Source organism: Symmachiella dynata (assembly GCF_007747995.1).
Lineage (GTDB): Bacteria > Planctomycetota > Planctomycetia > Planctomycetales > Planctomycetaceae > Symmachiella > Symmachiella dynata.
In genome coordinates this window covers 7,201,762-7,225,669 of sequence record NZ_CP036276.1, presented here as the reverse complement: position 1 = coordinate 7,225,669, position 23,908 = coordinate 7,201,762, and the positions used below count along the sequence as shown (strand labels likewise).

The following is a 23,908-nucleotide window of genomic DNA, read 5'->3' as shown; positions in this document are numbered from 1 at the left end:
TAACCGGAAAGACGTGTCATGGATATTCAAATCGGCAATTACGCCAACTTCAACTACTTGTGGCTGGTGGCCGCTGTTGTGGCGGTGACCGTCGCCGCAGCCGTGGCAAATCGCCGCGCTGTGGCAAGATTCGCCACCAAAAACCTGACGCCGTTCCTGTTTCCCGCTTCGGGACGCCGACGAATTTTCAAATTGGGAATCGTCTCGGCCGCCTTGGCCACCATGGTCTTGGCCTTGGTCGATGTCCGTTGGGGCAAGACCTGGCGTGAGGTTCCGCAAAAGGGTATCGAGGTCATGTTCCTGCTGGACGTCTCGCGGTCGATGTTGGCCGAAGACGTGACGCCGAACCGTCTGGAGCGGGCGAAGCAACAGATTAAGGATATGGTCGACGAAATGGCCGGTGACCGTGTTGGGCTGGTGGTCTTCGCCGGGGACGTCCGTCAGAAGATTCCGCTGACCAGTCATTACAACGACTTCAAACGGACGCTGGACGAAGTTGGTCCGCACGAAGTCGATCGCGGCGGATCGCGAATCGGCGATGCGATCGGCATGGCATCCGAGGCATTTCTAGATAAAACCTCCGACCACAAGGCCATTGTGATCTTTACCGACGGTGAAGACCATGAAAGTGACCCTGTGGCGGTGGCCGAAGCAATGCATCAAGCCAATGGAATCCGCATGTTCACCGTGGGACTGGGCGATGGCGAACAAGGTTCGCGGGTGCCGGTTCAATCTTCTCCGCGGCATCGTAGTTACCTGACGCACAATGGCGAGCAGATTTGGTCGAAGATGAACGGCGAAGTCCTGAAGCAAATCGCCTTGAAAACCGACGGAGCCTACATTCCGGCGGGAACGAAGCAAGTCGACATGGCGAGCGTCTATCGTCAATACGTCGCTCAAGTGAATGAGCAAGATTTCGAGACCGCCCGTATCAATAGTTACATTCCGCGGTACCAATGGTTTGTCGGTTTGGCATTGTTATTGCTCTTAACAGATACGCTGTTGAGTGGCAGCAAACGAGCCTCGGCAGTCCCTCACCGTTACGGTGTCGAAACGCCACCGCAAGACGCACCTTTGAAACCGACGAGACATTCGAAATCCTCAACCCATCGCACCTCCAAGCACACCCATGCGGCGTGACCTGATAAGGACCCAAACCATGAACATCAAAACGATATTTCGATCCAAACTGGTGAAGACATCCCTGCCGTTGCTGGCCCTGGCGGCATTCGCTCCAGGGCAGCCGGTGATGGCGGGCGAAAACGATTTTGCCAAACTCGTCAATCGCGGTAACGCCGCTCTGACTGAGGGTCAGGTGGATAAGGCGCTGGAGGACTATCAGCAAGCAGCGGCGCTGGCACCGAATCGTAACGAACTAAAATACAACGAAGCCATCGCTCTGTACCGCCAAGGCGACACGGAACGCGCTCGGCAATTGTTTGCCGAAGCGACCGCGACACGCAACGGCAAACTGGAAGCGAAAGCACGGTTTAACCTCGCGAATTGCGACTACACCGATGCCTTGAAACTAGCCGAACAAGATCGCGACGCGGCGATCGAAAAGGCGCGGTCGGCCATCTCCCACTACCGTGGCAGCTTAGCCGCCGACGCCAACGACTCCGATGCGCGAGCCAATATCGAATTGGCCAGTCTGTTGATCAACAAGCTGCAAGAAGAACAAAAACAAGAGGAAGAACAAAAGCAAGACGAGCAGCAACAGCAAGATCAGCAACAAGATCAACAGCAGCAAGACCAGCAACAGGACTCGGAGAATCAAGACCAACAGCAAGACCAACAACAGAACCAGGATCAAGAGCAACAACAAGATCAGCAGCAGAATCAGGATCAACAACAGGAGCAAAACCAAGATCAACAAGATTCCTCGGAATCGGAATCCGACTCGCAAGATCAACAGAACGAATCGCAGGATCAACAAGGCGAGCAGGGAGAGGATGAAGAAGAATCTAAGCAGGATGAACAACAAGGTTCCGGCGAGCAGGATGAGCAATCAAACGATGATGCTCAGCCGGAGGACCAACAAGACGAAGCTGACCAGCAGGACTCTGGTGAACAGGACTCCGACCAACAGGATTCAGAGAAGCAAGATGAGCAAAAATCCGACCAGGGAAACCGGTCGGATCAACAAAACCAAGACCAGCAGGATCCGCAACAGCAGGATCAACAGTCCGACGGTCAGCCACAGTCTCCTGAGGAACAGCAAGACAAATCCGAGCAGCAAAACGAGCCGCAACCGGGTGATGAGCAACAGGACGAGCAGCAACAACCGGCTCAGCCGCACGGCGCCGACCCGCAATCCGCTGATGAACAACATGAGAAGCAGCAATCGGGCGGCGCCGTCGGCCAGGCCGGCGACGAAGAAGCACAAGGCGAACCCCAGGCCGCAGCCGCTGCAGCAGCAGAGCACGGTGAAGAAATGGAGCAAGCCATGACCAAGCAGGAAGCACTAAAAATGTTGCAAGCCGTCCGCGATCGCGACTTGATGCGACGGATGCAAAACCTCAAGAAAGTGCAAAGCCGTTACGTTCCCGTTGACAAAGATTGGTAATCCACCGCCCGGCCCTGATCGGTTTGGCGCATTATATTTTGGAGCATTAGCGATGAAATCAAGATCCTCTTTCACAATTTCGGCACTGGCAATTGCCATGCTGAGCGGCGCCGGTTTCGCCGCAACCCCGGCCTCGGCCGCACAAGTGCGGGCGTCCCTATCGACGCGTGAAGCCTATGTCGGCTCTCCAATTACGTTGTCCGTGGAGATCGAGAATGCGGATTCCTCCGTCGTTCCCCAGATTCCGCAGGTCGATGGATTGGAAATCAAGTCCATGGGATCACCCAGCCGGAGTTCGCAAACAACGATCATCAACGGACGGCGATCGCACCGTGTTTCCGAAACACACGCCTGGCGGATCGTGCCCCGGCGCACGGGAACGTTTGAAATTCCCTCGTTCGAGGTCAATGTCGGCGGCCAAACCGTTTCGACGCGACCACAACGTTTTGTCGTGACCCGCAGCGAAACTGGCGATCTGCTGTTCGCTGAAATCGTGGGGCATGACGACAAAATCTACGTCGGCCAGCCGATGAACTTGACGTTGAAAATCTGGGTCAAGCCGTACTACGACCGTTCCCTGGACATCAAACTGGGGGAAGGGGATATGTGGCAGATGATATCCGCCGACCGCAGCCAATGGGGCGTTTTTAGCGAACGCATGCAGGAGCTGGCTGAAAACAACCAGCGACCCGGTGGCGAAGAAGTACTTCGCGCCGATGCCGATGGAAACGAGCATAGCTACTACCAGTATGAAATCCCCGCCACGATTTACCCCAAACGTCCGGGCGAAGTTGACGCCGAAGATGTACAAATCGTTGTCGACTATCCAACCCGTTTGGGCAAATCGCGCGATCCATTTGATTCGTTTTTCGGCGGACGGAGTAGCATGTTCGGCGGCGATATGCCGAGTATGTTCGGACCGAAGTTGGTCGTCGCCGACGCACGGCCCATCGTGGCCACGGCCAGTGTCAATGCGACGCTCGTCTCGGATGTCCCCACGGAAAACCGTCCTGATGACTATCGTGGAACGGTGGGGCAATATCGAATCGGCACGCAAGCCACACCGACCGACGTGCAGGCCGGGGATCCGATTACACTGTATATCGGCATCAGCGGCGATGGTCCGATGGAATTGGTGCAAGCCCCCTCGCTGAGTGTGTTGTCGTCCGACTTCCGCGTCTCCGACGACCCGCTGGCGGGAATCGTGCAGGATGATACGAAACTGTTTACCGTCAGCATTCGACCTCGCAAGGCGGGGATCACCGAGATTCCAGCGATTCCATTAACCTTTTTTGATCCCAACCGGGAGGAGTTTGTCACGGTCAAAAGCGAGCCGATCAAGATCAACGTGACGCCGGGCAATAACCTGGCCGCCAGCGCCATCGTCGGTCGACAAGGAAACGGTTCGCAGCCGGCCGCTGATCCTCAACAGCCGCAGTCGTTTGTTAGTTACGCAAATTTTACCGGCGACAATGTTCTCACGGTCTCACGACCGATGGGAGATTGGCCCTGGACAATCGCCTTTGTGTTTCCGCCGCTGCTGTTTGTCGGCACGGTGTTGTACCGCAATCGTGAGCACTTGGGCCATTGGATGAGCGTCCTGCCGGGATCAAGCCAGCGGGCGACGAATGCCATGTTGGACCGGGCCAAATCGCCGGGTGAAGTCATCGAAGCTCTGCGGAGTCATTTGGCAAGCTGCCTGAATCAGCCGAACTCGACGATGAGTCCTCGCGATATGATCGCCGAATTACGGTCACGCGGTTTCAGCGGGCTTGATCAATGCGAGCAGACGATCGAACAGTGCGAACGTTGTAGTTACGCCGCTTCGGGCGGAGTCGACATCGCTGGTTTGATTCAGACGGCCAAATCGTGTGTTGCCGGCATTGGCAGTGCCCCCAACTATTCCAACACCACCATGAATTCGAGACTACAAGGAACTCAAATATGAAAACCAACCGCACGATTGCTGGCTTCGCGATTTTGGTCGCAGCCCTGTTAGCAACCACTTTCGATTCGGGAGAGGCCCGGGCGGGGGAATTGAATCATGAACAACAACAAACGATCCTGCACGAAGCCAACACGCTGTACGAAAGCGGGACAGCCAACGCAACCGATCGCGCCCTGTCAAAGGAGGCATTCGAAGCGGCTGCGGCGAAGTATCAAACGCTCGTCGACGACGGCGTTAACAACTGGCAAATGCACTTCAACCTCGGCAACGCGTACTTGCAAAGCGGTGCTTTGGGGCGAGCCATCGCCAACTACGAACGGGCGGCGGCGATGACCGGCGACAAAGCCGTGCACGCCAATCTGGAGCATGCCCGATCGTTGGTAAAAACCGAAGCACCGGCGGCAATTCCGCAAACGACGTGGGAGAGCGCCCAACAACATCTAGCGGCCGTTCCGCTCAAGAATCTATTGTTGGTCGCCGCCATCGCCTGGGCTTGTTTCTGGATCACGATGAGTCTGCGGATACCAAATTGGCAACGCTCGTTGAAAACCATCGGGGTTGTAGCTGCCGGTCTGTTTTTGTCCGCCACATTGATCATGGCCAACCGCGATCAAGGCCCGCAATTGCCCGTGGGAATTATCACGGCCGATCAAGTCCCGTTACGCGAAGGCAACGGTGAGGCGTTTGGTTCCCAAGAGGGGACGTCGCTGATCGAAGGCGAAAGAGTTCAGGTCGTCGAGCAACGCGGCGAGTGGATCCATGTGCAATTGCACGATGGTCGGACCGGTTGGTTAACCGATTCGCAGTTGGAAGTGATTTAGTTTGATGGAGGCTCGTCATGCGAGCAAAGCCGTTTGTGAAACCCGCGGTTGTTGACGAGCGAGTCAACGACCCGGTTTCGCAAATTGACGTAGACTTGACGTATGGAACGACGATGATTGACCCTTCAAACGGGAGGAGCCCAACGGTTTGTGGGCCAGCATCGTATTGAACGTAAGAACGTGTTGTCTGAGTTATTGAGCGGAATCTTTTCTCCGCAACCGCGAATTCCATCAATGTTTGAGTGGAGTTTGCGAATTATCGTCTGCAGGTAACGTGTCGCTGGGCCGTTCGCGGGACACGATCTCTCGCCGCAAACTTCAAAAGGAACTCGAATTTATGTCTTGTTTAGTCAACCGCGCACTGGTGGCGACGTCGTTATGTGCCGCCACGTTGTTGGGAAGCACCGCGGTGCAGGCCCAAAGTCCGCAGGAGGAATCTTCGCCGACAAAATACCTTCGCGTCTCACGCGATAAAGACCAAAAGCCCGAAGCACTGGAGACTGCTGTCGTTTCGTTTGCGCCCAAGTCAGGCGAGAAAAATGTCACGGTCGATTTAGTCAGCGCCATACACATCGGCGACGACGTTTACTTCGATGCCTTGAACCGGTTGTTCGAGGATTACGACATTGTGCTATACGAGATGGTCAAACCCAAGGATGTCACACCGGCTCGCGGCTTCACAGATCGCCAGCAGACACCATTGGCACTCGTGCAACGGATGCTACCTTCGATGTTGGACTTGAGTTTCCAAGTCGACTCGATCGACTACACGCCAAAGAACTTCGTGCATGCCGACCTCACGCCGACCGAACTCGGCGAAGCGATGCGTAAGCGGGGTGAAACCGGCATGAGTCTGTTCATCAAGGTTGTCAAAGAGGTGATGCAACAATACCAAGAAGAATGGGCGAACGGCGGATCGCTAAGCGGTAATGTGTCGGACGCGGAGATTCTATCGTTCCTAACCCGCAAGGAGGGAGCCCAACAACTGAAAGCGCTGATCGCTGGCAAACTTGAGGAACTAGGGCCGGATATGGGATTGGGAGCGACGTTGGATTCCATCCTCATCGTCGATCGCAATGAAGCAGCACTGAAGGTCCTCAAGGAGCAGTTGGCGAATCGCAAAAACGGCAAACCGCTACGCATCGCCGTCTATTACGGAGCAGCGCACATGCCCGACATGGCGTCGCGATTGACGGAGGATTTTCAAATGCAGCAAGGTGACGTCAGCTGGGTGCAAGCGTGGGATATCACGCGGGCGTCCAAGAAATCAGCCTTGGAAGGATTGTTGCAGCTCCTGCAGCAACCGCAATAGCTTGCTGCTGCGTGTTCTATGTGTGTGGGGTTAGTTAGACGCGGCATCGACCTGATCGGTTTCCGAAGGGGTCGGTGTCGCATCTTTTTTGCCACCAGTACCAAATTGTTTCAGTTGAAACTCCGGATCGCCGGTAATGAGACGCGCTTGCCGTGTGTGGCGAATGTAATTCCAAAACCAATCGCACATCACCGTCAACTTGTTGCCGAAACCAACCAGAAACATCACGTGTACGACGCTCCAGGTCAGCCAGCCCAACAGGCCGCCGAAATGTCTTTTGCCGATGGCGGCAACCGCCTTGCCGCGGCCGATCATCGCCATTGAACCTTTGTCGTGATAACTGAAAGCGGGCCGGTTTTTCGGATCGCCACCCTCCAGTTCGCGTTTGATTTGTGCGGCGACAAAGCGGCCGGATTGAATCGCTCCTTGTGCGACTCCGGGGACCGGCTTTCCAGTAGTGGCGTCGGTCGCATGAGCGGCGTCTCCCACGACAAACACGTCGGGATGGCCAGGGATTGAAAGATCCGGCCCCACCACGATGCGACTGCCGCGATCGATTTCCACTCCCAATTCATGCGCGAGTGCTTGCCCTTGAACACCGGCGGCCCAAAACACATTCTCCGCCGGCAAATGTTCATCACCGATATAGACACCCGTTTCGTCAACATTGGTGACGATGGTGTGTAAACGGATCTCAACATGCATCTCTTCCAAGGCCTTGTGCACGCGTTTGCTCAGGTCCTCGGGCATGGCGGCGATTAAACGTGGACTCCCTTCGATAAGAATCACCCGCGCCGTTTTGGTGTCGATGTTACGAAACTCGCTTGGCAGCGTGTTGGAGGCGATGTCCATAATGGCGCCGGCCAGTTCCACTCCGGTCGGGCCTCCCCCCACAATCACAAAGGTGAGCTTTGCCCGTCGCGCCTCTTCATCTGCTTCCCATTCAGCTTCCTCAAAGGCCAGCAAAATCCGTCGCCGCAATTCCAAGGCATCATCGATCGACTTGAGTCCCGGCGCAAACGGCGCGAAATCGTCGTGCCCGAAATAGGACTGACGCACACCAGTGGCCAGGACCAGATAGTCATAGCCTATCTCGCCTCCATTGAAACGGACGACTTTTTGGTCCAGATCGACCGAGGTGACTTCACCCAACACGACATCGGTATTTTTTTGTTTGCGCAAGATCGATCGCAACGGAGCGGCGATATTTGCCGGTGACAATTCAGCCGTCGCCACCTGATACAGCATCGGTTGAAACAGGTGGTAATTGCGGCGATCGATGAGAATGATCGCTGCTTGTGACTTGCTGAGAGCTGTGGCGATTTGCAGACCACCAAACCCGCCCCCCACAATGACCACACGCGGCGGGGAGTTACCGTTTTTCTGTTGGGAGTTCCTATCCATAGCGCAGAGTCCTCAAGTCCAATTTTGCTACAAGTCGCTATAAAAATCCTCTGTCGCGTTCCGCTGAGACTGCTGTACAAATATTCGGTAGAAGCACAACCGGGTATTTGAAACCGGTTCTAGTTCCTTCGTGGCGGGCGTCCATTGTTCTTCGCGACTTGCCCGCCCCATTTCAGCAGGTTTTTGCTGCAGTCATCCCGGTCGATGGCAACCTCGATTAAAGCCAAGCCGTCATGTTGCTTCGCATGGGCGATTGCGTCGCTCAATTCTTTTTCGGTCGTCACACGGCAGCCCCAACCATTTCCGTCGTTGGCGTTGAACACGTCGACCAAGCCGGCGTAGTCCCAGTTTTTGATTGTGTTGTACGGACCGTCGTGAATCTCGACTTCGATCGTGTATCCCCCATTGTTGATCAAAAAGATGATCGGATTCGTCTCGTAACGAATCATGGTCGAGACTTCTTGAGCCGTCAGCTGAAACGACCCGTCGCCAATCAAGGCCACGACCCGCCGCTCGGGAAGCCCGATGGAATAGCCCAACGTGGCACCCACGGACCAGCCGATCGAACCATACTGCAATTGAATCTCAAAGTTAGCTCCCGAGGGGAGGTCGAGTTGCATGCCGTTGAACCAGGAGTCACCCGTCTCAGCGATCACGGCACTCTGTTCATCGAGTAGCCCTTGGATTTCGGAAAACAAGGTTCGCGTGGTGAGTGGTGCGTCATCTCCGTTGGGCTGCGGTTGTTGTGCCGGTTCTTGAATACGCTTAAAGGCGGCCAATGATGCGTCATTGGGTTTGAGTTTGGCGGTCAAACCGTCTAGGAAATCCGCCAGTGCAACTTCGTTGTAAGTTTGTGTGGGAAGAATCACGCTATCGGACGTGGCGCGAATCATTTTTTGTGGATTGATCAGTGCTGTGTGGCCGGTGGTGGTGTAGTCGGTGAAGGTGGCGCCGGCGAATAAACACAGGTCGGCCGACTCCACGATTTCTCCACAACCGGGCGAACTGACCGGTCCCCAATAGTTACCGATAAAACCGGGATGCTGTTCGTCCAGAAAACCTTTCGAGTTGGGCATATGGGCGACCGCATAGCCGCTTGAATCGGCAAGTTGTTGAAATGCGGGAACCGCCCCGCCAGCACGAAGTTTCACTCCGGCGACAAGCACAGGTTTGATGGCTGCGTTGAGCAACTCAGCGGCGTGTTCGACGGCTTGATCTAGCGACGTGGGATCGCTGGAGAAGCGCACATTGAACGTACGTGGATTCGGCGAGGAGACTGTTGCGCCGGCAATATTGCAGGCAATTTCCAAATAGACCGGCTTTTGTTTTACGAGTGCCGTCTCGATGGCCCGGTCGATTTGCCGCGGGGCTTCGGTCGGATGTTGAATCATCACCGCTTCGGCCGTTACGCGGCGAAAGATCTCGCGTTGATATCCATAATCGACATCGCCCAAGGTGTGGTGCAGAAACTCGTATTCCGCTTCGGAGTTCGTATTCGGCCCACCGGAGATCGCAATGACCGGTAAGTCTTCGGCATATGCACCGGCAATCGCATTCAACAGGCTCAAGCCGCCGACGCTGAATGTCACAATCGCAGCCGCCGGACCTCCCGTCGCGCGGGCATAACCATCGGCGGCGTAACCGGCGTTGAGTTCGTTGCAACAGGAGATCATCTGCAAGTTGCGATTGGTCAAGAACTCATCGAGCAGCACTAGGTTATAGTCGCCCGGCACAGCGAAGTATTGCCGAAGACCGATTTGTTCCAGCCGCGCAGCCAGATAGCCACCCACGGTTGTTGGGGAGTTGTCCATATTGCTTGCATTCATGAATTGAACCAATGCTTAGTTTGAGCGCGTCAAAGGCGCATAAGTCGGTGACCAAATGGTTTGGTCAATCCGCTTTTCAAGTTCCTCAGGCGAGGTCTTCTCAGCCAGTCCCTGGGCTTGGGCTTCGGTCGCCACAGCGACCGCGATATGCCGTGCGACATCACGAATATCTTTCAGCGCGGGCAGCAGCGATGCCGTGGGGTCTTCTAAAGCGGGCGATTTTTCCTGCAGCGCGATTGCCGCCACGGCGAACATCTCGTCCGACACACGTGTTGCTCCCGAGGCGCGGATGCCCAATCCCATCGCCGGGAAAATGTAGCTGTTGTTACATTGTGCGATGGCATGTGTTTTGCCGGCATATTCAACGGGATCGAACGGGCTGCCGGTCGCGATCAAGGCACGACCTTCGGTCCACTCCAATATTTCAGCTGGCGTTGCTTCCACGCGGGATGTGGGATTCGACAGTGGGAAGATGATCGGCTGTTCCACGTGCTGCGCCATCTCACGGATAATCTCCTCCGGAAATGCGCCGGCATGCCCAGTGGCGCCGACGAGGACAGTCGGTTTGGCATTGCGGACAACATCGGCGAATGCAATCGAGCCGGTCACATCACAGTCCCAGTCGGTGAGATTGGCCGCACTTTGCGCCAGGCTTTTCTCGACGGCGCTGAGATTGCTACGGCCATCGTAGATCAGGCCGTCGACATCCAAAATATAAAAACGTTGCTGTGCCTGTTCTTCACTCAATCCCTGGCGAAGCATGGTCCGTTTGAGTTGGCTGCAAATACCGAATCCCGCTGAACCGGCGCCGAGCATCACGATGCGTTGATCGGCCAGGTCGCCTCCCACCGCAGCCACGGCGGCCAGAATCGTCCCGGTCGTCACCGCCGCCGTCCCTTGGATGTCGTCATTAAATGTGCAGAGCTGATCGCGATACCGCTCCAAGATCGGCTCAGAATCGACCGAGGCGAAGTCTTCCCATTGCAGCAACACATCGGGGAAACGCCGCTTGACTGTAGTGACAAAGCTTTCGATGAACTCGTCGTACTCCTTGCCTTTGATGCGCTCATGCCGCCAACCGATGTACATCGGATCGTTTAAGCGTTCTTGGTTATTCGTTCCCAGGTCCAGCAGAATCGGCAAGGTCTTGCCCGGGTGAATTCCGCCACACAGCGTATAGAGAGCAAGTTTTCCGATGGGAATTCCCATGCCGCCCGCACCCTGGTCGCCCAAGCCAAGAATACGTTCCCCGTCGGTCACCACGATGACGTCGACATCTTGAATCAAGTTATCCAATACGCCATCCATGAGATGACGTTCCGGATAGGAGACGAAAATCCCTCGGGGACGGCGATAGATATGGCTGAATTTTTCGCAGGCCGCGCCGACCACCGGCGTATAAACGATCGGCATCATTTCTTCGATGTGGTCGAGCATCAGCCGGTAAAACAGCGTTTCGTTTTCGTCCTGCAGTTGTCGCAGGTAAATGTGCTTTTCGATGTCGGACTGTTTCATACAGAACGCTTCGTAAGCCCGCTCCGACTGCTCCTGGAGCGTCTCCACATGCGGGGGCAGTAGTCCGGTCAGTCCGAAGTCAATACGTTCCTGTTCCGTAAAGGCGGTTCCTTTGTTGTCGAGTGGGGATTCGATTAAGGCCCGACCGTGCAAGGGAGAGCAGGCCTGCGTTGGTTGGTTGGATGTCACGATAGGGCTTTCTGCATAGAACCAGTTTCAAAACCCGGTTGCGCCAGTTCGGGAATCAATAACACAAGTGATTGCGTGACGCGTCAGAGGGTTTTGAAACTACTTGTGATCAAAAACAGTGCGAATAAAGAGACGCGACAACGATTTGGCGGGGCTGACGATTAGTCGAACACATGTCCATGTTCGTAACGTTCGTCTTGGCCGGCAGCAGCGGTCAGGGAGGCAACATTCGACTTCGTAAAGAACCCTTCATATCCATGGCAGCGTTCGACGTATTCGGTGATCAGAATAGAATACTCCGAATGTTTGGAGAAAATCTGCTTGAGGTTCGGATCGTCAAGACACTCTCCCACCACGTGGGCCAGAAACTTGACCCCTTTATCCCGCAAGGTATTGACCACAAAATCGACGTTTTTCTCGCCGCCACGATGGTCGCCGTCTTGCACTTCGTAAGCCATATGGTGCAAACGGCGTCCGTAATTGCGCACAAAATCCTCAGTCGGCATCGGCAGGCCTTCAAAGGAATTGATGAACGAAGGCGTGTTGTTGGCGGTGAAGACTTTGGCCGGCGATTCCTTATCGTCCTCGACATGGCCGTTGCGATTGACGTTGGTCGACGAGTTCATCTCGGCGATGTTGTAAGCCCCCCAGAAGTAGTAGTGGGTCATCGTCAAGAATTCCAGAATCGCATCTTCGCGTTCCCCAGCCAAAATTCGTGTCGCCAAATGATCGACACCCAGCACGAGGGGGTCGAGGCGTTCAGCCTGGGCGAACTCCGCGATTTTTTCCAAGGTCGCCAGTTCCGCCGCGTCGAATTCAAGCTGGTCTCCCAGCTTGAGTGCTTCAATGTCTTCAATATCACCTTGGAAATAACCGATCCGGTTGCAGGTGTAATCCGAGGGAAAGGTAAACAGAACACCCGAATCGGTGTAAAACGGGTTTTTCGTTTCGTGGTGATAATTGAAACGGATGTTGTGCGATTCCAAAATCTCTCGTGTCTGGCCAGTGTCAGTGGTGTTGAAGATTTCGCCGATGTATCGCGCGTTTGGTTTTTGAGCCGCCAAGGGATAGAGACGATTGAGCAACGTCACTTCGTCGGCATAGTCGGCGGTGAGTGGCTCCAGCACGATCATTCGCGGGAAATTCGGCTGTGAACACAGCGTATAAATGCGATGCGTCGCGTTTTGATGGAGTGCTTCAAAGCGATAGGGGCCGAGCAGGTAAAGTTCTCGCAAGTAGGGAATCGCTTCACCATGTTCGACTTGAACGACGATGCCCACCATATTGCCGAGCAACTGTTCCAAGCCCGCAGCGCGTCGTCGCTCATAAATTTTCAGGCGATATTCGTCAAAAAATGCGGAATTTTTCTTGTCCCCTTTAGGCGGGTACGTCAACTCATCAATGGCCATCGCTGAATCCCCATAGCTGATTAAAAATGAACGTCTGTGATTTATGTGGCAAGCTCTTCTTGGATTTTCACGTCCGCACCTTGAGCCTGAAATGACTCCGCTGAAGCAATGTCCCAATGCGTCTTGAAGTCCGGGTGTTGGCAACCCTTCAGCAACTCGCCCGACTGCAAAAATGGATGAGCTTCCTGATAGTTCTTTACGTTGGTGCGACTGAGGGCGATATGAATGTGGTAGGGGCGAAATTCTGAGGGATGATCGATGCCGGCGGCCGCGACGATCTCCGACAACGTTTCCATCGTATTGTGATGGAAATGGTAGGTCCGTTCTCCCTTGTCACCCACGTCCAGCGCCCGCTGACGGACGGGGTCCTGTGTGGCGACGCCCACCGGACAGCGATTGGTATGACACGATTGCGCTTGGATGCAGCCCACCGCCATCATGAAGCCCCGAGCCGCGTTGCACCAATCGGCGCCGATGGCCAGGTTGCGGGCAATGGCAAAAGCCGAACTGACTTTTCCCGAAGCGGCAATGCGGATTTTATCGCGCAGACCGCAACCCACTAGTGCATTGTGTACGAACATCAACCCCATTTTGAGCGGCGTGCCAATGCTGTCGGAAAACTCATTCGGTGCCGCTCCCGTGCCCCCTTCACCCCCGTCGACGGTGATGAAATCGGGGAGGATGCCGGTCTCCAACATCGCTTTACAGATGGCAAGAAACTCGTGGCGATGTCCCACGCACAGCTTAAAGCCAATCGGTTTGCCGTCGGAGAGTTCTCGCAACTGTTTGACGTATTCACACAAACCGCGGGGGCTGTCGAAGGTCGTGTGTCCCGGCGGAGAAATGCAGTCTCGGCCCATGGGGATTTTCCGCGTGCGGGCGATCTCCGGTGTGATCTTGGCTGCGGGCAGCACACCGCCATGTCCCGGCTTGGCTCCTTGTGAAATCTTGATCTCAATCATCTTGACTTGTGGAGTGAGCGCCTGTTCGCGGAACAAGCCAGGGTCAAACGCGCCATTTTGGTCGCGGCAACCAAAGTAGCCGGTGCCGATTTGCCATACCAAATCTCCACCGTTTTTCAGGTGATAGGAACTCAGTCCCCCTTCGCCGGTGCAGTGATAGAAGTTCCCCTTCTTGGCTCCGCGATTGAGTGCTTCGATGGCATTGGGGCTGATCGCCCCGAAACTCATGGCCGAGATGTTCAAGACCGAACACGAATACGGCTGCTTGCAATCCGGGCCGCCGACGGTGATGCGAAACGGCTCATCCTGCTTGGGACGTGGTGCAATCGAGTGATCCAACCATTCATACTCGTCGCCATAGACGTCCATCTCGGTGCCGAACGGTTTGAGGCCCGAAACATTCTTGGCTCGCTCATAAATCAACGAACGCTCGTCTCGATTGTACGGTCGGCCATCCAGGTCACTTTCGACGTAGTACTGATGGATCTCAGGACGAATCATCTCCTGCAGAAATCGCAATCGACCTAATAAGGGATAATTGCGGCAGATACTATGTTTAGTCTGCGTCAAATCCCAGATGCCGAGCAACGAGAGCGGCCCGAGTACGACTAACGGGATATACCATGCCGAATCGCGTAACACGCCCAGGAGAAGGCAGAGTAACGTGCCGGCCAGAACGATGATGACTGCGGAATATCTCATGATTCAAACACGTTGCAGGGGGGGAAGGAAAATGAATAACGCCGGGCCTGTCGTCTGCGGTGAAAACATCAATCGTTGTGGAACAACAAAACGGCCATTTGACCGCGAATGGTTCTACGAGAAATACGCGAATTGTAGCGGAAATACAACGTGAATTTGCTGTCAACCGGCGGTAGCCGGACTCGGTGCGCGAGCTTGGCGATATCGGACCGACTCCCGCACCCCAAACAGCGCGATCGGAATGACCGGAAACCCAATCCAAAAAATAAAGTCGACCCAACGGGGAACACGTGGAGCGACATTGAGTTCGAACGCGCTACTCTCCGTTTGTTGATTCCCGTCCACCTCGACACTGATATTCCAAGTGCCCGGCTGCGCGAATTCAAACGATGCTGCTTGAAATAGTTTGTTCGTCGCAGAAGCGGTCGTTGCTGTAACTCGATTGACGTTCAATGGTCGGTCGGCGTGAGAAACTGAGATAGTAACCGCCGCATCCGTTACGAATCCCCCGGTTTGCCGGTCCTGTAGCAAGACACTGACATCGACCGGACCGGCGCGCAACGGGGTCGGCTCGGTGAAGACAGTCATGCGATAGTCGCCAACGTTCCCCGAAAATCGGGCCGTGCCACCATCCCCGTACGCCAGCGCGGGCAGCCACGCCAAACTACACAGGCTCAGTATGAGAATTTTTCGTGAAGAGTGTGCCGCCATCATGTTCACATCCCCATCGGCATCACGCCGCGCATTTGCATCGGCTGGAACACGAGCCAAACACCCGTGAGAAACAAAATAACCGCTATCCCCGCCCAAGGCAGAAACGCTCCCATGGCGCGCCGCATTCCCAAATAGCGATCGCGGGCAATGCGGTATCCGACATACAACGACATTAACAATCCGGCATCGAGCAGCATCAGTTCCATTCGCAATAACCAATCGGCTGTTTCTAAGCCGCACGAGCAGACCCACGCTGCCGTCTCGACGTCGCGCCATCCAAACTCGCTGAGAAATCGTCGCAACGCAGCGCTAAACGCGCCACTGCTGGTGAACAGGTGGAAACTATAATGCGCCAACCACATCGAAAAACCGAGTGGGACAAGCATATACGAGAATCGCGTCGCGATGCGCAAGGCGGATTCGGAATCCCCACTCAATCGGCGTCCGGCCAGCGAAGCGATCGCCACCAAGCAGAACGGTACTGCTCCCAAACCCAACAGATACCCAGCCGTGACAAGGGGAATGCGACTCGCAAAACCCCACTCTGCTTGCAGCTTGTCAATTAGATCCAAGACAGGGGCAACCATGCCTGCCGCATTCACGTAAGCGGCGAAAACCAGCAGGAACACCAGCGCCGCTACATCCGTTCGACTGCCCAATTTACCGATCCCCGACCGCCGCGGATCACGGAGCAGTTCCCGACCGGGCAGCGTTGTCAGGATCCCCACGTTTTGATGCGGACAGGAATGCACACAGTCGAGGCAAAACGTGCAATCAAAGTTACTCGACTTGCGCGGTTGATACAGATGCAATTCACAACCGGGAATCGCCGCAGCCGTCGCTGTCGCCGCAGCCCCACGAATGCACTCCTTGGTCGTGCACTCTTCACAGACAGACGTGTCACGAACCCGAACTTCTAAGGGCGAAACGAGTGATTGCACAAAATTGAACTGACCGATCGGGCAGACGTACTTGCAAAACGCCGCTCCGCGAAAAAAACCATCCACCACAAACGCCGCCAGAAAATACCCCACCGCAATCCAAGCCGTCCACCACGGGCTTTGCCACAATGAAAACACTTCATAGGCCCAGAAGAACACGAACAACAAGCCGACGGCCAGCCATTTGGAGCGTAGCCATCGCGGCCAGTGTCGACGACCGCCGAAGAGTGTCTTCCCCAACGTTCGCGACAATTTGAACGGACAAGCCATGCAAAACAAATTCCCGGCGACGAGTAACCCCAGCACCAAAAATCCGCGCCAATGGATCCACGGCAGCACGCCCGCCAGATTCAGCGAAACAATCTGCGCTCCCAACAATCCATCGACGATCACCAAAGCCGCCGCTGCGAACATCAAGATTTGCAGCACCAACCGCGATTTGTTCCACCGCAGAAACCGGCCCAAGAGCGGCACGTTCAGTACGTCCCTCGCAGGGCGGTGGCAGGAATCCCCATCGGGGGAGAGTATCGGCAATTGTTGCCGCACCGGTGGGCGATGCTTAGCGCGATTCAATCGGCGGGGAGTCGGCCGCACTGCTGTGGGGGGACCATACGCGGTTACTCCACTCTGCACTGCTGGCATACCAGCCACGGCAAAGTGAAGTTGCCTCGAACGAGGCGCAAAGAGCAATTTATATCCGACCAATGCTCCGGCAATCACATAGGCCAGCATGCCAAACAGCCACATCAACGTTCCGGCGATGGCTTGATCATCGATTGCGGTAATGCCCCAGACCTGCGGCAGCAATTCGTAATGGTCATAAATCACATCGTTGGCAAACGACAAAATCCCCGACAGAACCGTCCCTTGAACTGCTGCCAGAAACAAATAGGGCAGCAGGACCCACCGCGAATAGTTCAATCGACTCGGATAGGGCTGCACGACCGGCCACCAAAACAGCATGGCTGCCCAGAAGAAACAGGCATGCTCCAAGTTATGCAAGGTTCCAGAGCTTAGCGCAGCATCATAAAAACGCGGGAGATGCCAAATCCAAGTCGCTGCGACAAACAGACCCCACGCCACCGGTGGCCGCGTGAGAAAGGCAAAACCGCTACGGATCGGTTTCCAACGATAAAGTGGCGCGATCCATTCACGACGCAGGCCTGAGGGCAATCCACACAGCAACGGCAGCTCCGGGGCGCTGAGCCAAAGCAGCGGCGGAATGAGAAACATCAGCAGCAGATGTTGCACCATGTGCATCCGCAACATCAACGCCGAGAAGGTTTCAATGGGCGAGAGTAGGGCGATGGACAACAAGGCCATGCCGCAACCAAACGCGGCCAATTGCCAGGCACCAAATCGCTGCGACCCACGCCGGCGAAGTACGTACCAGCCCCGCACATAGAGCAGCGTGGACAGTACAATCGGAGCCACGATCCAAACGTCGAACGACCAGGAACTGAGAATGGCTTGGAACGAGGAGTCCACTGAAATCACCGGTGAAAAATCGTCCGAAAAACGAATCCGCAGCGACAGTTCAATCAGCCCGATCGGTGACCACCGAGGCTTCAGCCGAAGCGTAACCCTCTGGCTTTAATGTCTCCAAAAAGCTGACCAATGCTTCGACTTCGAAGCGATTCAATTCTTTGCCGTAGGCGGGCATATTTCCGCCTCCTTGAACGACTTGTCGAATCAACTGGTCCCGTGTCAACCGCGTCGCCACCACGGTCAGATCCGGCCCACGCTGGCCTCCCTGTCCATCGAGCGCGTGGCAGTTTCGACAGGTCTTTTCTTGAAGGATGGCCGCCCCTTGCAACTCTTTGGGTGAGCGACCTTTGATCATGTGCGTTGGCACCGGCACGCCGCTCCAAGCAGTCATGTGTGGCGACCACGGTTCCTGCACGCCCAACTGCCATAACACACAGTAGCTGAGAAAACAGCCGATGACGATCAGCACGGCCACCGGTCGTCGACGCGGACTACGCTGTCCTTTTCCGGCGAAGACCGGAAACAAGAACATGATGGCAACAATGATCACCGGCGCAATCAAAATAATCCCGGTCTCCAACGAGGGCGGACTGAGCGCCAACACGGCGAACGCGGGCAGGAAATACCAGTCAGGCAACGGTTCGACGGCCAACAAAGTCGGATCGGGCGGCGCACCGGGACCGTCAGGCCCCAAGATGGCGGACATCCCCACAATCACCAACAACGTCAATCCAATAAACGCTGCATCCCGTAAAAAGACATCCGGGAAAAACGGATCGCCTGTTTTTAGTTTCTCTTCATATTTTTCAACATAGGTTTCCGGATCGACGAGGTCATCCGGCTTGGGAGGTTCTGAGATTCCTTTGCGGACCACCAGATACAGATGCACCGTTAACGAGGCAAACAACAGGCCGGGCATAACAAACACGTGTAGCGCAAAGAATCGGCTGAGCGTATCCGCTCCTACCGTCGGGCCGCCCAACATCAACTCCACCAACTCCGGACCGATGTAGGGAATCCGCCCAACCATCGCCACTCCGACGCCCAGACCCCAATAGGAATCGGCGTCCCAGCGCAACACTTGACCAGTGAATGCCATGCCGAGCGTCAGCAAAAAGAGCACCACGCCGATCATCCAAGTCAATTCGCGAGGATACTTATAGGCCCCCATCAAAAAGACTTGGGTCATATGCACGACCACCAGCACCACCATGCCGTTGGCCGACCAATTGTGAATCGCCCGCAACATCCAGCCCAGTTCGACGTTGTAGTTGATATGTTCCAGGCTCTCGTAGGCTTCGCCGGCCGAGGGAACATAGACCATCCCCAAGCCGATGCCGGTCACGATTTGCAACACCAACAGTGTCATAGCCGTGCTGCCAAAGACGTACAGCCAGCCGACTTGTGTGCGGAGGTCGCGCGGAATGGGGTGACGCATCACCGTCCACAACGATGTGCGCAGCTCAAGCCGCTCCTCAAACCACCACAAGAGTTTACCGATTGCCTGTTTCATTGTGTTGCGGATTCCTTCGCCGCTGCCGTTATGAGTTTTTTCCCGAGACGTGTGCGCTTCCCGGATCTTGCAACGTGGGCAGATGTCCCAACTTGACCATCAAACGGTCTTTTTCGACGCGATGCTCGAATTCGTATAATCCGCGCGGCGGCGGACCGGAGGCATGCCCTCCATCTTCGTAGTACACGCCGCCGTGGCAGGGACACATGTAAAGTCCCGATTCCTTGAACCACGACACCGGACAGCCCAAATGGGTACAGTGCGTAGAGAAAATTTGAAACGTCTCCCCCTCGATCCGCCGGACATAAGCAGCCACCTTGCCGGTCATCCCATCGTTGGCGCCGCGCAGCGGATTCAAGACATCCACCAAACGCGTCGAATTTTGCGGGAAGTCCGTGAGCGGCCCGAAATCGACCCATTCATCGGCCCGCGGCTTGAGAATCGGTCCCAGAAAAAATCCCAAGATCGGGATCGCCATCGCCACGCTGCCTAGCCCCAGGAGCGCCCAGCTAAACCACTCCATAAACCCCCGTCGGGTGGTTGCCGTCTCCATGGTCGGAGGTTCGCCGGATTGTGAATTCATACAAGTTCCTTCGTCCATTCCGTTACTCATTGCCCCCTACATCAGCGGTCCGCCACTCTGCCAGCAGGGCGACCAAGTCTGTGATCTGTTGGGATGTCAGCGGTTTGCCTTCCAGCGAATCGTCGCCAATCGCATGGTAGTTCGGCATACCCAAGTCGCTGCGGCCTGTGATGATGATCCGCCTTAAGGCTTGATTGCTGATCGTGCCCAGAAAACCGGCGTCGTTCAGTGCTCCCGCTGTGTCCCCTTGGCCGTCTTTGCCATGACAGGTGGCGCAATATTGCGAGAAGACTTTTTTACCGGCTTGCGCATCACCGGGTGTCTCAGCAAGTTGGTAGGTCGGAAACGGTGGTGATAGTTGGGGCGGCGTTTTGCCCCATTCCGCGCGAATGCCGGCGACGATGGCATTGATTTGTTTCTCCGTCAGCGGCCCACTCGTTTTGTGGTCCATGGCTGGCATCGGTGTGTTGTCTCGACCGTGCATGACGATCTGCTTGATGTCCGCATCGGAACAAATCGCCAAAAACAGCGGATCATTCAAAGGCGGCGCCGGTCCCATTGTGCCGTCGGCACCATGGCAACCCGAGCAATTGGTTTTGTAGAGCGTGTGAAAATCCATAACCGTGTCGGGACGCTTATAGCGATCTGCTTCCGTCGGTTTGCCCGGCAGTGAGTCGAAACACCCCACGGAGAAAAACAGTGAGAGCAGACACAAGCGACCGCACCATCGTCGCAAGACACCGTGCGACGGTCGGGGGACTTTCCTGCGAATTTGTTGAATGCGTTGTCTGATCACGATTCGTCCGGTTGCGAGTGTTGGCTGTTGTCCGCCGGCTGTTGGGTTTCCACTTCCAAGACCTGTTGGATTTGAACTTTGGTCGATTGCATCACGACAAACCCCATGGTGATTCCGAAAGCGAATTGCGAAACGAAGAACCAGGGCCAATCCACCTGCTCACTCATCACTGGATTGAGGACGCCCATGAATCCGTACACAAATCCTGACCACAACAATGGAGCGACCAACCCGCCCCACAACAGCGGCCAGCGCGGGCACATCGGTAAAATGATGCCAAAGAACAGACCCACGATGATTGATGTCACCACATGAATGATCGTTCCCACGATCAAGCCCATCAGGTGGAATTTGTCGAGGTCCTCAGCGCCCATGTTATTGAAAGCGGGGATGACCATTGCCGAGAGCAGATTGACGGGATACCAAATGCCATGCCCGCTGAAATGCCCATAGGCCAGCGCCGTGAGCGCCATCATCAACCCGCCGACAAGTCCTCCCTTGAGACCTGCCGAGTAGGGATAAATCTCCGCGGGAACACGCAGCCGATGGCCCGGCATCCCGGATTGAATCGATGATACGCCACCTGGTGAGACCCGTACCGGTTGGGGGCGGTTGCTTTTGGGAACCCATTCTTCCCAGTGCACACCCGCTCCTGGGGTCAGGTGGCGAATCCAATACACCAATCCGCCCACTGCAATCACCAAGCCGACGACGGCAAAGGCCAAATGCATCACCACGCTGGAAAGCGCCAAGGTCAGCCCGAATGCCATCACCATCGGCGCAGCTGTGGCGTTGGGCATTTCCACCACCTCTTCACGCACCGGTGCGTCGCCACGTTCGGCGGAGCCTTCATGTTGTTCGGGAGAAGAATTCAATGCGTCAAATCCGCTTTCTGATGCCATCAACGGCCAAACACATAAACCAGACAAAAGACCACAATCCACACGCCATCCACAAAGTGCCAATACCACGAAATCAGTTCCGCTGCCGGACTGTCAGTTCCCAAACGTCCAGCCGCTTGGATGCCCAACAACGTCGACATCATGATCAAACCGATCGTCACATGCGTCGCATGAAAGCCGATCAGCGTATAGAACGTCGTGCCAAACAGATTGCGGCTGATCGTCAGTCCGTGATCTTCAATCAGCCCTTTCCATTCGATGCCCGTTCCCACAATGAATGCTGCGCCCAAAAAGATGGTCAGCCCCAGGAACAGGCGAAACTGTCCGAATTCTGATTTCTCATACCGTTTCATAGCCAGGGCGATTGTGATGCTGCTACTCAACAGCAAAATCGTATTCACTATCACCAGCGGCATGCTGAGCACTTCTGCCGGTGTGGGGCCAGTCAGGTCTCTTCCGAGATACAAACCGTAACCCACCAGCAAGGTCATGAAGAACGCCGCTTCGGAACACAGAAAGCAGGCCATGCCGACTTTCTTGGGATCCAGATGCGATGTTCCTTCCCCCTCCCAACCCTGTGGGGGGGCGGCAAGTTCGCCGGATGTAGTGTGCGCGATTTCGCTCATGAATTTGTGAGGCCGGTTATTCGTGTTTCCAATCCGGATCGTCGGGATGTTTCAAATCCCACAACGGCCGTCGGCTTTTGACAACCGGAAGTTCTTCAAAGTTATAAGCCGGAGGCGGCGAAGTCGTCGCCCATTCCAACGTCCAAGCATTCCAAGGGTCGTCGCCCGCTTCCTCGCCATAAAAATAGGAGTAACACAGATTGACGATGAAAAATAGCAACGAGATGCCGGTGATGATCGCACCGACGGTGGTCACTTGATTCCAAAATTCCAGCCCCACACCCGCCTTATACGTATACACGCGACGGGGCATGCCCAGGATGCCTGAGAAGTGCATCGGAATGAACGTCAGATTGAACCCAATGAACTGCAGCCAGAAATGCCACAGCCCCAATTTGCGGTTCATCTTTCGCCCAATGGCCTTGGGATACCAATAGTAATAAGCCGACATCACCGCGAAAAAGATCCCGCCAAAGGCCACAAAGTGGAAGTGGCCGATCAGGAAATAACTGTCGCTGAGTTGCCAGTCCATCGGCACAATCGCCAGCATGATGCCGGTCAATCCCCCGATAAGAAACAACGAGAGAAAGCCCAGCGAAAACAGCATCGGCACGGTCAGACGGATCCTGCCGCCGTAGAGCGTTGCCGTCCAGTTGAACATTTTAATTCCGGTCGGTACGGCAATCAGGAATGTGGCAGCGCTGAAGAACAGATCGACCGTACTGCTCATCCCCACCGTGAACATGTGATGCGCCCACACCCCCATGGCGATAAAGCCAATGCTCACCGTGGCTGCCACCATCGAGGCATAGCCGAAGATCACCTTACGCGAAAACACAGGAATGACTTCTGAAACAATGCCAAAGGCCGGCAGCGCCAAAATATAGACTTCCGGGTGTCCGAAGAACCAAAACAGATGCTGCCACAGCAGACCGTCGCCCCCGGCTTGCGTATCAAAGAAATGCGCGCCGAGGTGCCGGTCGAACAACATCATGATTTCTGCCGCCGTAAAGGGCGGAAACGCGAACACAATCAAACCGGACGTAACCAAAATCATCCAAGCGAACAACGGCATCGTCGACAACCGCATGCCGGGTGCCCGCATGGTGATGATCGTAGCGATCATATTCACGGCGAATGAAACGCTTCCCACGCCCGAAATCATTGTCCCCAGCAGCCAATAATCGGTGCTATTCCCGCGCGAAAATGCCGGCGAGGTCAGTGGAGCGTAGGCGTACCAACCGATGTCGGGAGCCGATCCGGCGCCGTATAAGCCCATCGCGCCGAAATAGCTGAAGTACAACAAAAACCCGCCGAACAGAAACATCCAAAAGCCGAACGCGTTCAACCGGGGAAAAGCCATATCCCGCGCGCCGATCATCAGCGGCACCAAATAGTTAGCCATGCCCGCTTCGACCGGCATCACGACGAAAAAAATCATCGTCGTGCCGTGCATTGTGAACAATTGGTTAAATGTTTGCGGGCTGACGATCTCTAGATCGGGCATCCACAATTGCAGCCGCATCAACAACGCTTCCACGCCGCCCAGCGTCAGGAAAAAACAACTCGCCACAATATACAGGATGCCGATTTGTTTGTGGTCCACCGTCGTCACCCAATCGTGCGCCACCGCTGTAGCGGGGCGACGGTTCGGGAGGGCGGTGTAGGCGTCTGCTTCCATGACAACAATT

At 55.4% G+C, this 23,908-nt stretch carries 18 protein-coding genes; 5 read left to right on the top strand and 13 right to left on the bottom strand.

Annotated features, from left to right (window positions below; genetic code table 11):
* Positions 1–18: 18 nt before the first annotated feature.
* From Mal52_RS27565 to Mal52_RS27545, 5 genes are all read left to right on the top strand, one after another.
* Entirely contained in the window at positions 19–1,140 is a 1,122-nt protein-coding gene (locus tag Mal52_RS27565; protein ID WP_145380059.1) for a vWA domain-containing protein, read from the top strand.
* A 19-nt stretch (positions 1,141–1,159) separates the two neighbouring features.
* Positions 1,160–2,566, top strand: coding sequence for a tetratricopeptide repeat protein (locus Mal52_RS27560; RefSeq protein WP_197534506.1), 1,407 nt, complete (start codon positions 1,160–1,162; stop codon positions 2,564–2,566).
* Between the two features lie 52 nt (positions 2,567–2,618).
* Complete coding sequence (locus Mal52_RS27555) at positions 2,619–4,514, top strand: BatD family protein (RefSeq protein ID WP_145380055.1); 1,896 nt, start codon at positions 2,619–2,621, stop codon at positions 4,512–4,514.
* Positions 4,511–5,335, top strand: a complete 825-nt coding sequence (locus tag Mal52_RS27550) for an SH3 domain-containing protein (protein WP_145380053.1) — start codon at positions 4,511–4,513, stop codon at positions 5,333–5,335. The genes Mal52_RS27555 and Mal52_RS27550 overlap by 4 nt, the downstream gene beginning before the upstream one ends.
* Positions 5,336–5,672: 337 nt before the next feature.
* Positions 5,673–6,647 (top strand): TraB/GumN family protein, encoded by a 975-nt coding sequence (locus tag Mal52_RS27545; RefSeq protein WP_145380051.1) that lies wholly within the window; start codon positions 5,673–5,675, stop codon positions 6,645–6,647.
* A gap of 30 nt (positions 6,648–6,677) precedes the next feature.
* Here the strand turns inward: Mal52_RS27545 and Mal52_RS27540 are convergent, their stop codons facing one another.
* The 13 genes from Mal52_RS27540 to ctaD all read right to left on the bottom strand — a co-directional run bounded on the left by Mal52_RS27540 (position 6,678) and on the right by ctaD (position 23,898).
* Positions 6,678–8,051 carry an NAD(P)/FAD-dependent oxidoreductase gene (locus Mal52_RS27540; RefSeq protein ID WP_145380049.1) on the bottom strand — a complete coding sequence of 458 codons (1,374 nt, stop codon included), beginning with the start codon at positions 8,049–8,051 and terminating at the stop codon, positions 6,678–6,680.
* A 119-nt stretch (positions 8,052–8,170) separates the two neighbouring features.
* Entirely contained in the window at positions 8,171–9,877 is a 1,707-nt protein-coding gene (locus tag Mal52_RS27535) for a thiamine pyrophosphate-binding protein (RefSeq protein ID WP_231962464.1), read from the bottom strand.
* A 15-nt stretch (positions 9,878–9,892) separates the two neighbouring features.
* On the bottom strand, positions 9,893–11,581 hold the full coding sequence (locus Mal52_RS27530; protein WP_231962463.1) for an NAD-dependent malic enzyme: 1,689 nt from the start codon (positions 11,579–11,581) through the stop codon (positions 9,893–9,895).
* A 161-nt stretch (positions 11,582–11,742) separates the two neighbouring features.
* Positions 11,743–12,990, bottom strand: a complete 1,248-nt coding sequence (locus tag Mal52_RS27525) for a hypothetical protein (RefSeq protein ID WP_145380046.1) — start codon at positions 12,988–12,990, stop codon at positions 11,743–11,745.
* Positions 12,991–13,031: 41 nt separating this feature from the next.
* On the bottom strand, positions 13,032–14,654 hold the full coding sequence (locus Mal52_RS27520; protein ID WP_145380044.1) for an FMN-binding glutamate synthase family protein: 1,623 nt from the start codon (positions 14,652–14,654) through the stop codon (positions 13,032–13,034).
* A gap of 162 nt (positions 14,655–14,816) precedes the next feature.
* On the bottom strand, positions 14,817–15,368 hold the full coding sequence (locus tag Mal52_RS27515) for a hypothetical protein (RefSeq protein WP_145380043.1): 552 nt from the start codon (positions 15,366–15,368) through the stop codon (positions 14,817–14,819).
* A gap of 2 nt (positions 15,369–15,370) precedes the next feature.
* Positions 15,371–17,806, bottom strand: a complete 2,436-nt coding sequence (locus tag Mal52_RS27510) for a cytochrome c oxidase assembly protein (RefSeq protein ID WP_145380041.1) — start codon at positions 17,804–17,806, stop codon at positions 15,371–15,373.
* Positions 17,807–17,846: 40 nt separating this feature from the next.
* Complete coding sequence (locus Mal52_RS27505; protein ID WP_145380039.1) at positions 17,847–19,310, bottom strand: cytochrome b N-terminal domain-containing protein; 1,464 nt, start codon at positions 19,308–19,310, stop codon at positions 17,847–17,849.
* A 28-nt stretch (positions 19,311–19,338) separates the two neighbouring features.
* A complete protein-coding gene (locus tag Mal52_RS27500) occupies positions 19,339–19,893 on the bottom strand; it encodes a QcrA and Rieske domain-containing protein (RefSeq protein WP_197534505.1) in 555 nt (184 codons plus the stop codon).
* A gap of 22 nt (positions 19,894–19,915) precedes the next feature.
* Positions 19,916–20,689, bottom strand: a complete 774-nt coding sequence (locus Mal52_RS27495; protein WP_145380035.1) for a c-type cytochrome — start codon at positions 20,687–20,689, stop codon at positions 19,916–19,918.
* Positions 20,686–21,564, bottom strand: coding sequence for a hypothetical protein (locus Mal52_RS27490; protein ID WP_145380033.1), 879 nt, complete (start codon positions 21,562–21,564; stop codon positions 20,686–20,688). The genes Mal52_RS27495 and Mal52_RS27490 overlap by 4 nt, the downstream gene beginning before the upstream one ends.
* 26 nt (positions 21,565–21,590) lie before the next feature.
* Positions 21,591–22,217 (bottom strand): cytochrome c oxidase subunit 3, encoded by a 627-nt coding sequence (locus Mal52_RS27485; RefSeq protein ID WP_145380031.1) that lies wholly within the window; start codon positions 22,215–22,217, stop codon positions 21,591–21,593.
* Between the two features lie 16 nt (positions 22,218–22,233).
* Positions 22,234–23,898: a cytochrome c oxidase subunit I gene (ctaD, locus tag Mal52_RS27480; RefSeq protein WP_145380029.1), complete on the bottom strand. Its 1,665-nt coding sequence runs from the start codon at positions 23,896–23,898 to the stop codon at positions 22,234–22,236.
* Positions 23,899–23,908 lie beyond the last annotated feature (10 nt).

What these genes read in the sequence shown, in the direction of transcription:
- Mal52_RS27565 (WP_145380059.1), top strand. Translation starts at nt 19, where the DNA reads ATGGATATTCAAATCGGCAATTACGCCAACTTCAACTACTTGTGGCTG.
- Mal52_RS27560 (WP_197534506.1), top strand. Translation starts at nt 1,160, where the DNA reads ATGAACATCAAAACGATATTTCGATCCAAACTGGTGAAGACATCCCTG.
- Mal52_RS27555 (WP_145380055.1), top strand. Translation starts at nt 2,619, where the DNA reads ATGAAATCAAGATCCTCTTTCACAATTTCGGCACTGGCAATTGCCATG.
- Mal52_RS27550 (WP_145380053.1), top strand. Translation starts at nt 4,511, where the DNA reads ATGAAAACCAACCGCACGATTGCTGGCTTCGCGATTTTGGTCGCAGCC.
- Mal52_RS27545 (WP_145380051.1), top strand. Translation starts at nt 5,673, where the DNA reads ATGTCTTGTTTAGTCAACCGCGCACTGGTGGCGACGTCGTTATGTGCC.
- Mal52_RS27540 (WP_145380049.1), bottom strand. Translation starts at nt 8,051, where the DNA reads ATGGATAGGAACTCCCAACAGAAAAACGGTAACTCCCCGCCGCGTGTG.
- Mal52_RS27535 (WP_231962464.1), bottom strand. Translation starts at nt 9,877, where the DNA reads ATGAATGCAAGCAATATGGACAACTCCCCAACAACCGTGGGTGGCTAT.
- Mal52_RS27525 (WP_145380046.1), bottom strand. Translation starts at nt 12,990, where the DNA reads ATGGCCATTGATGAGTTGACGTACCCGCCTAAAGGGGACAAGAAAAAT.
- Mal52_RS27520 (WP_145380044.1), bottom strand. Translation starts at nt 14,654, where the DNA reads ATGAGATATTCCGCAGTCATCATCGTTCTGGCCGGCACGTTACTCTGC.
- Mal52_RS27515 (WP_145380043.1), bottom strand. Translation starts at nt 15,368, where the DNA reads ATGATGGCGGCACACTCTTCACGAAAAATTCTCATACTGAGCCTGTGT.
- Mal52_RS27505 (WP_145380039.1), bottom strand. Translation starts at nt 19,310, where the DNA reads ATGAAACAGGCAATCGGTAAACTCTTGTGGTGGTTTGAGGAGCGGCTT.
- Mal52_RS27500 (WP_197534505.1), bottom strand. Translation starts at nt 19,893, where the DNA reads ATGAATTCACAATCCGGCGAACCTCCGACCATGGAGACGGCAACCACC.
- Mal52_RS27485 (WP_145380031.1), bottom strand. Translation starts at nt 22,217, where the DNA reads ATGAGCGAAATCGCGCACACTACATCCGGCGAACTTGCCGCCCCCCCA.
- ctaD (WP_145380029.1), bottom strand. Translation starts at nt 23,898, where the DNA reads ATGGAAGCAGACGCCTACACCGCCCTCCCGAACCGTCGCCCCGCTACA.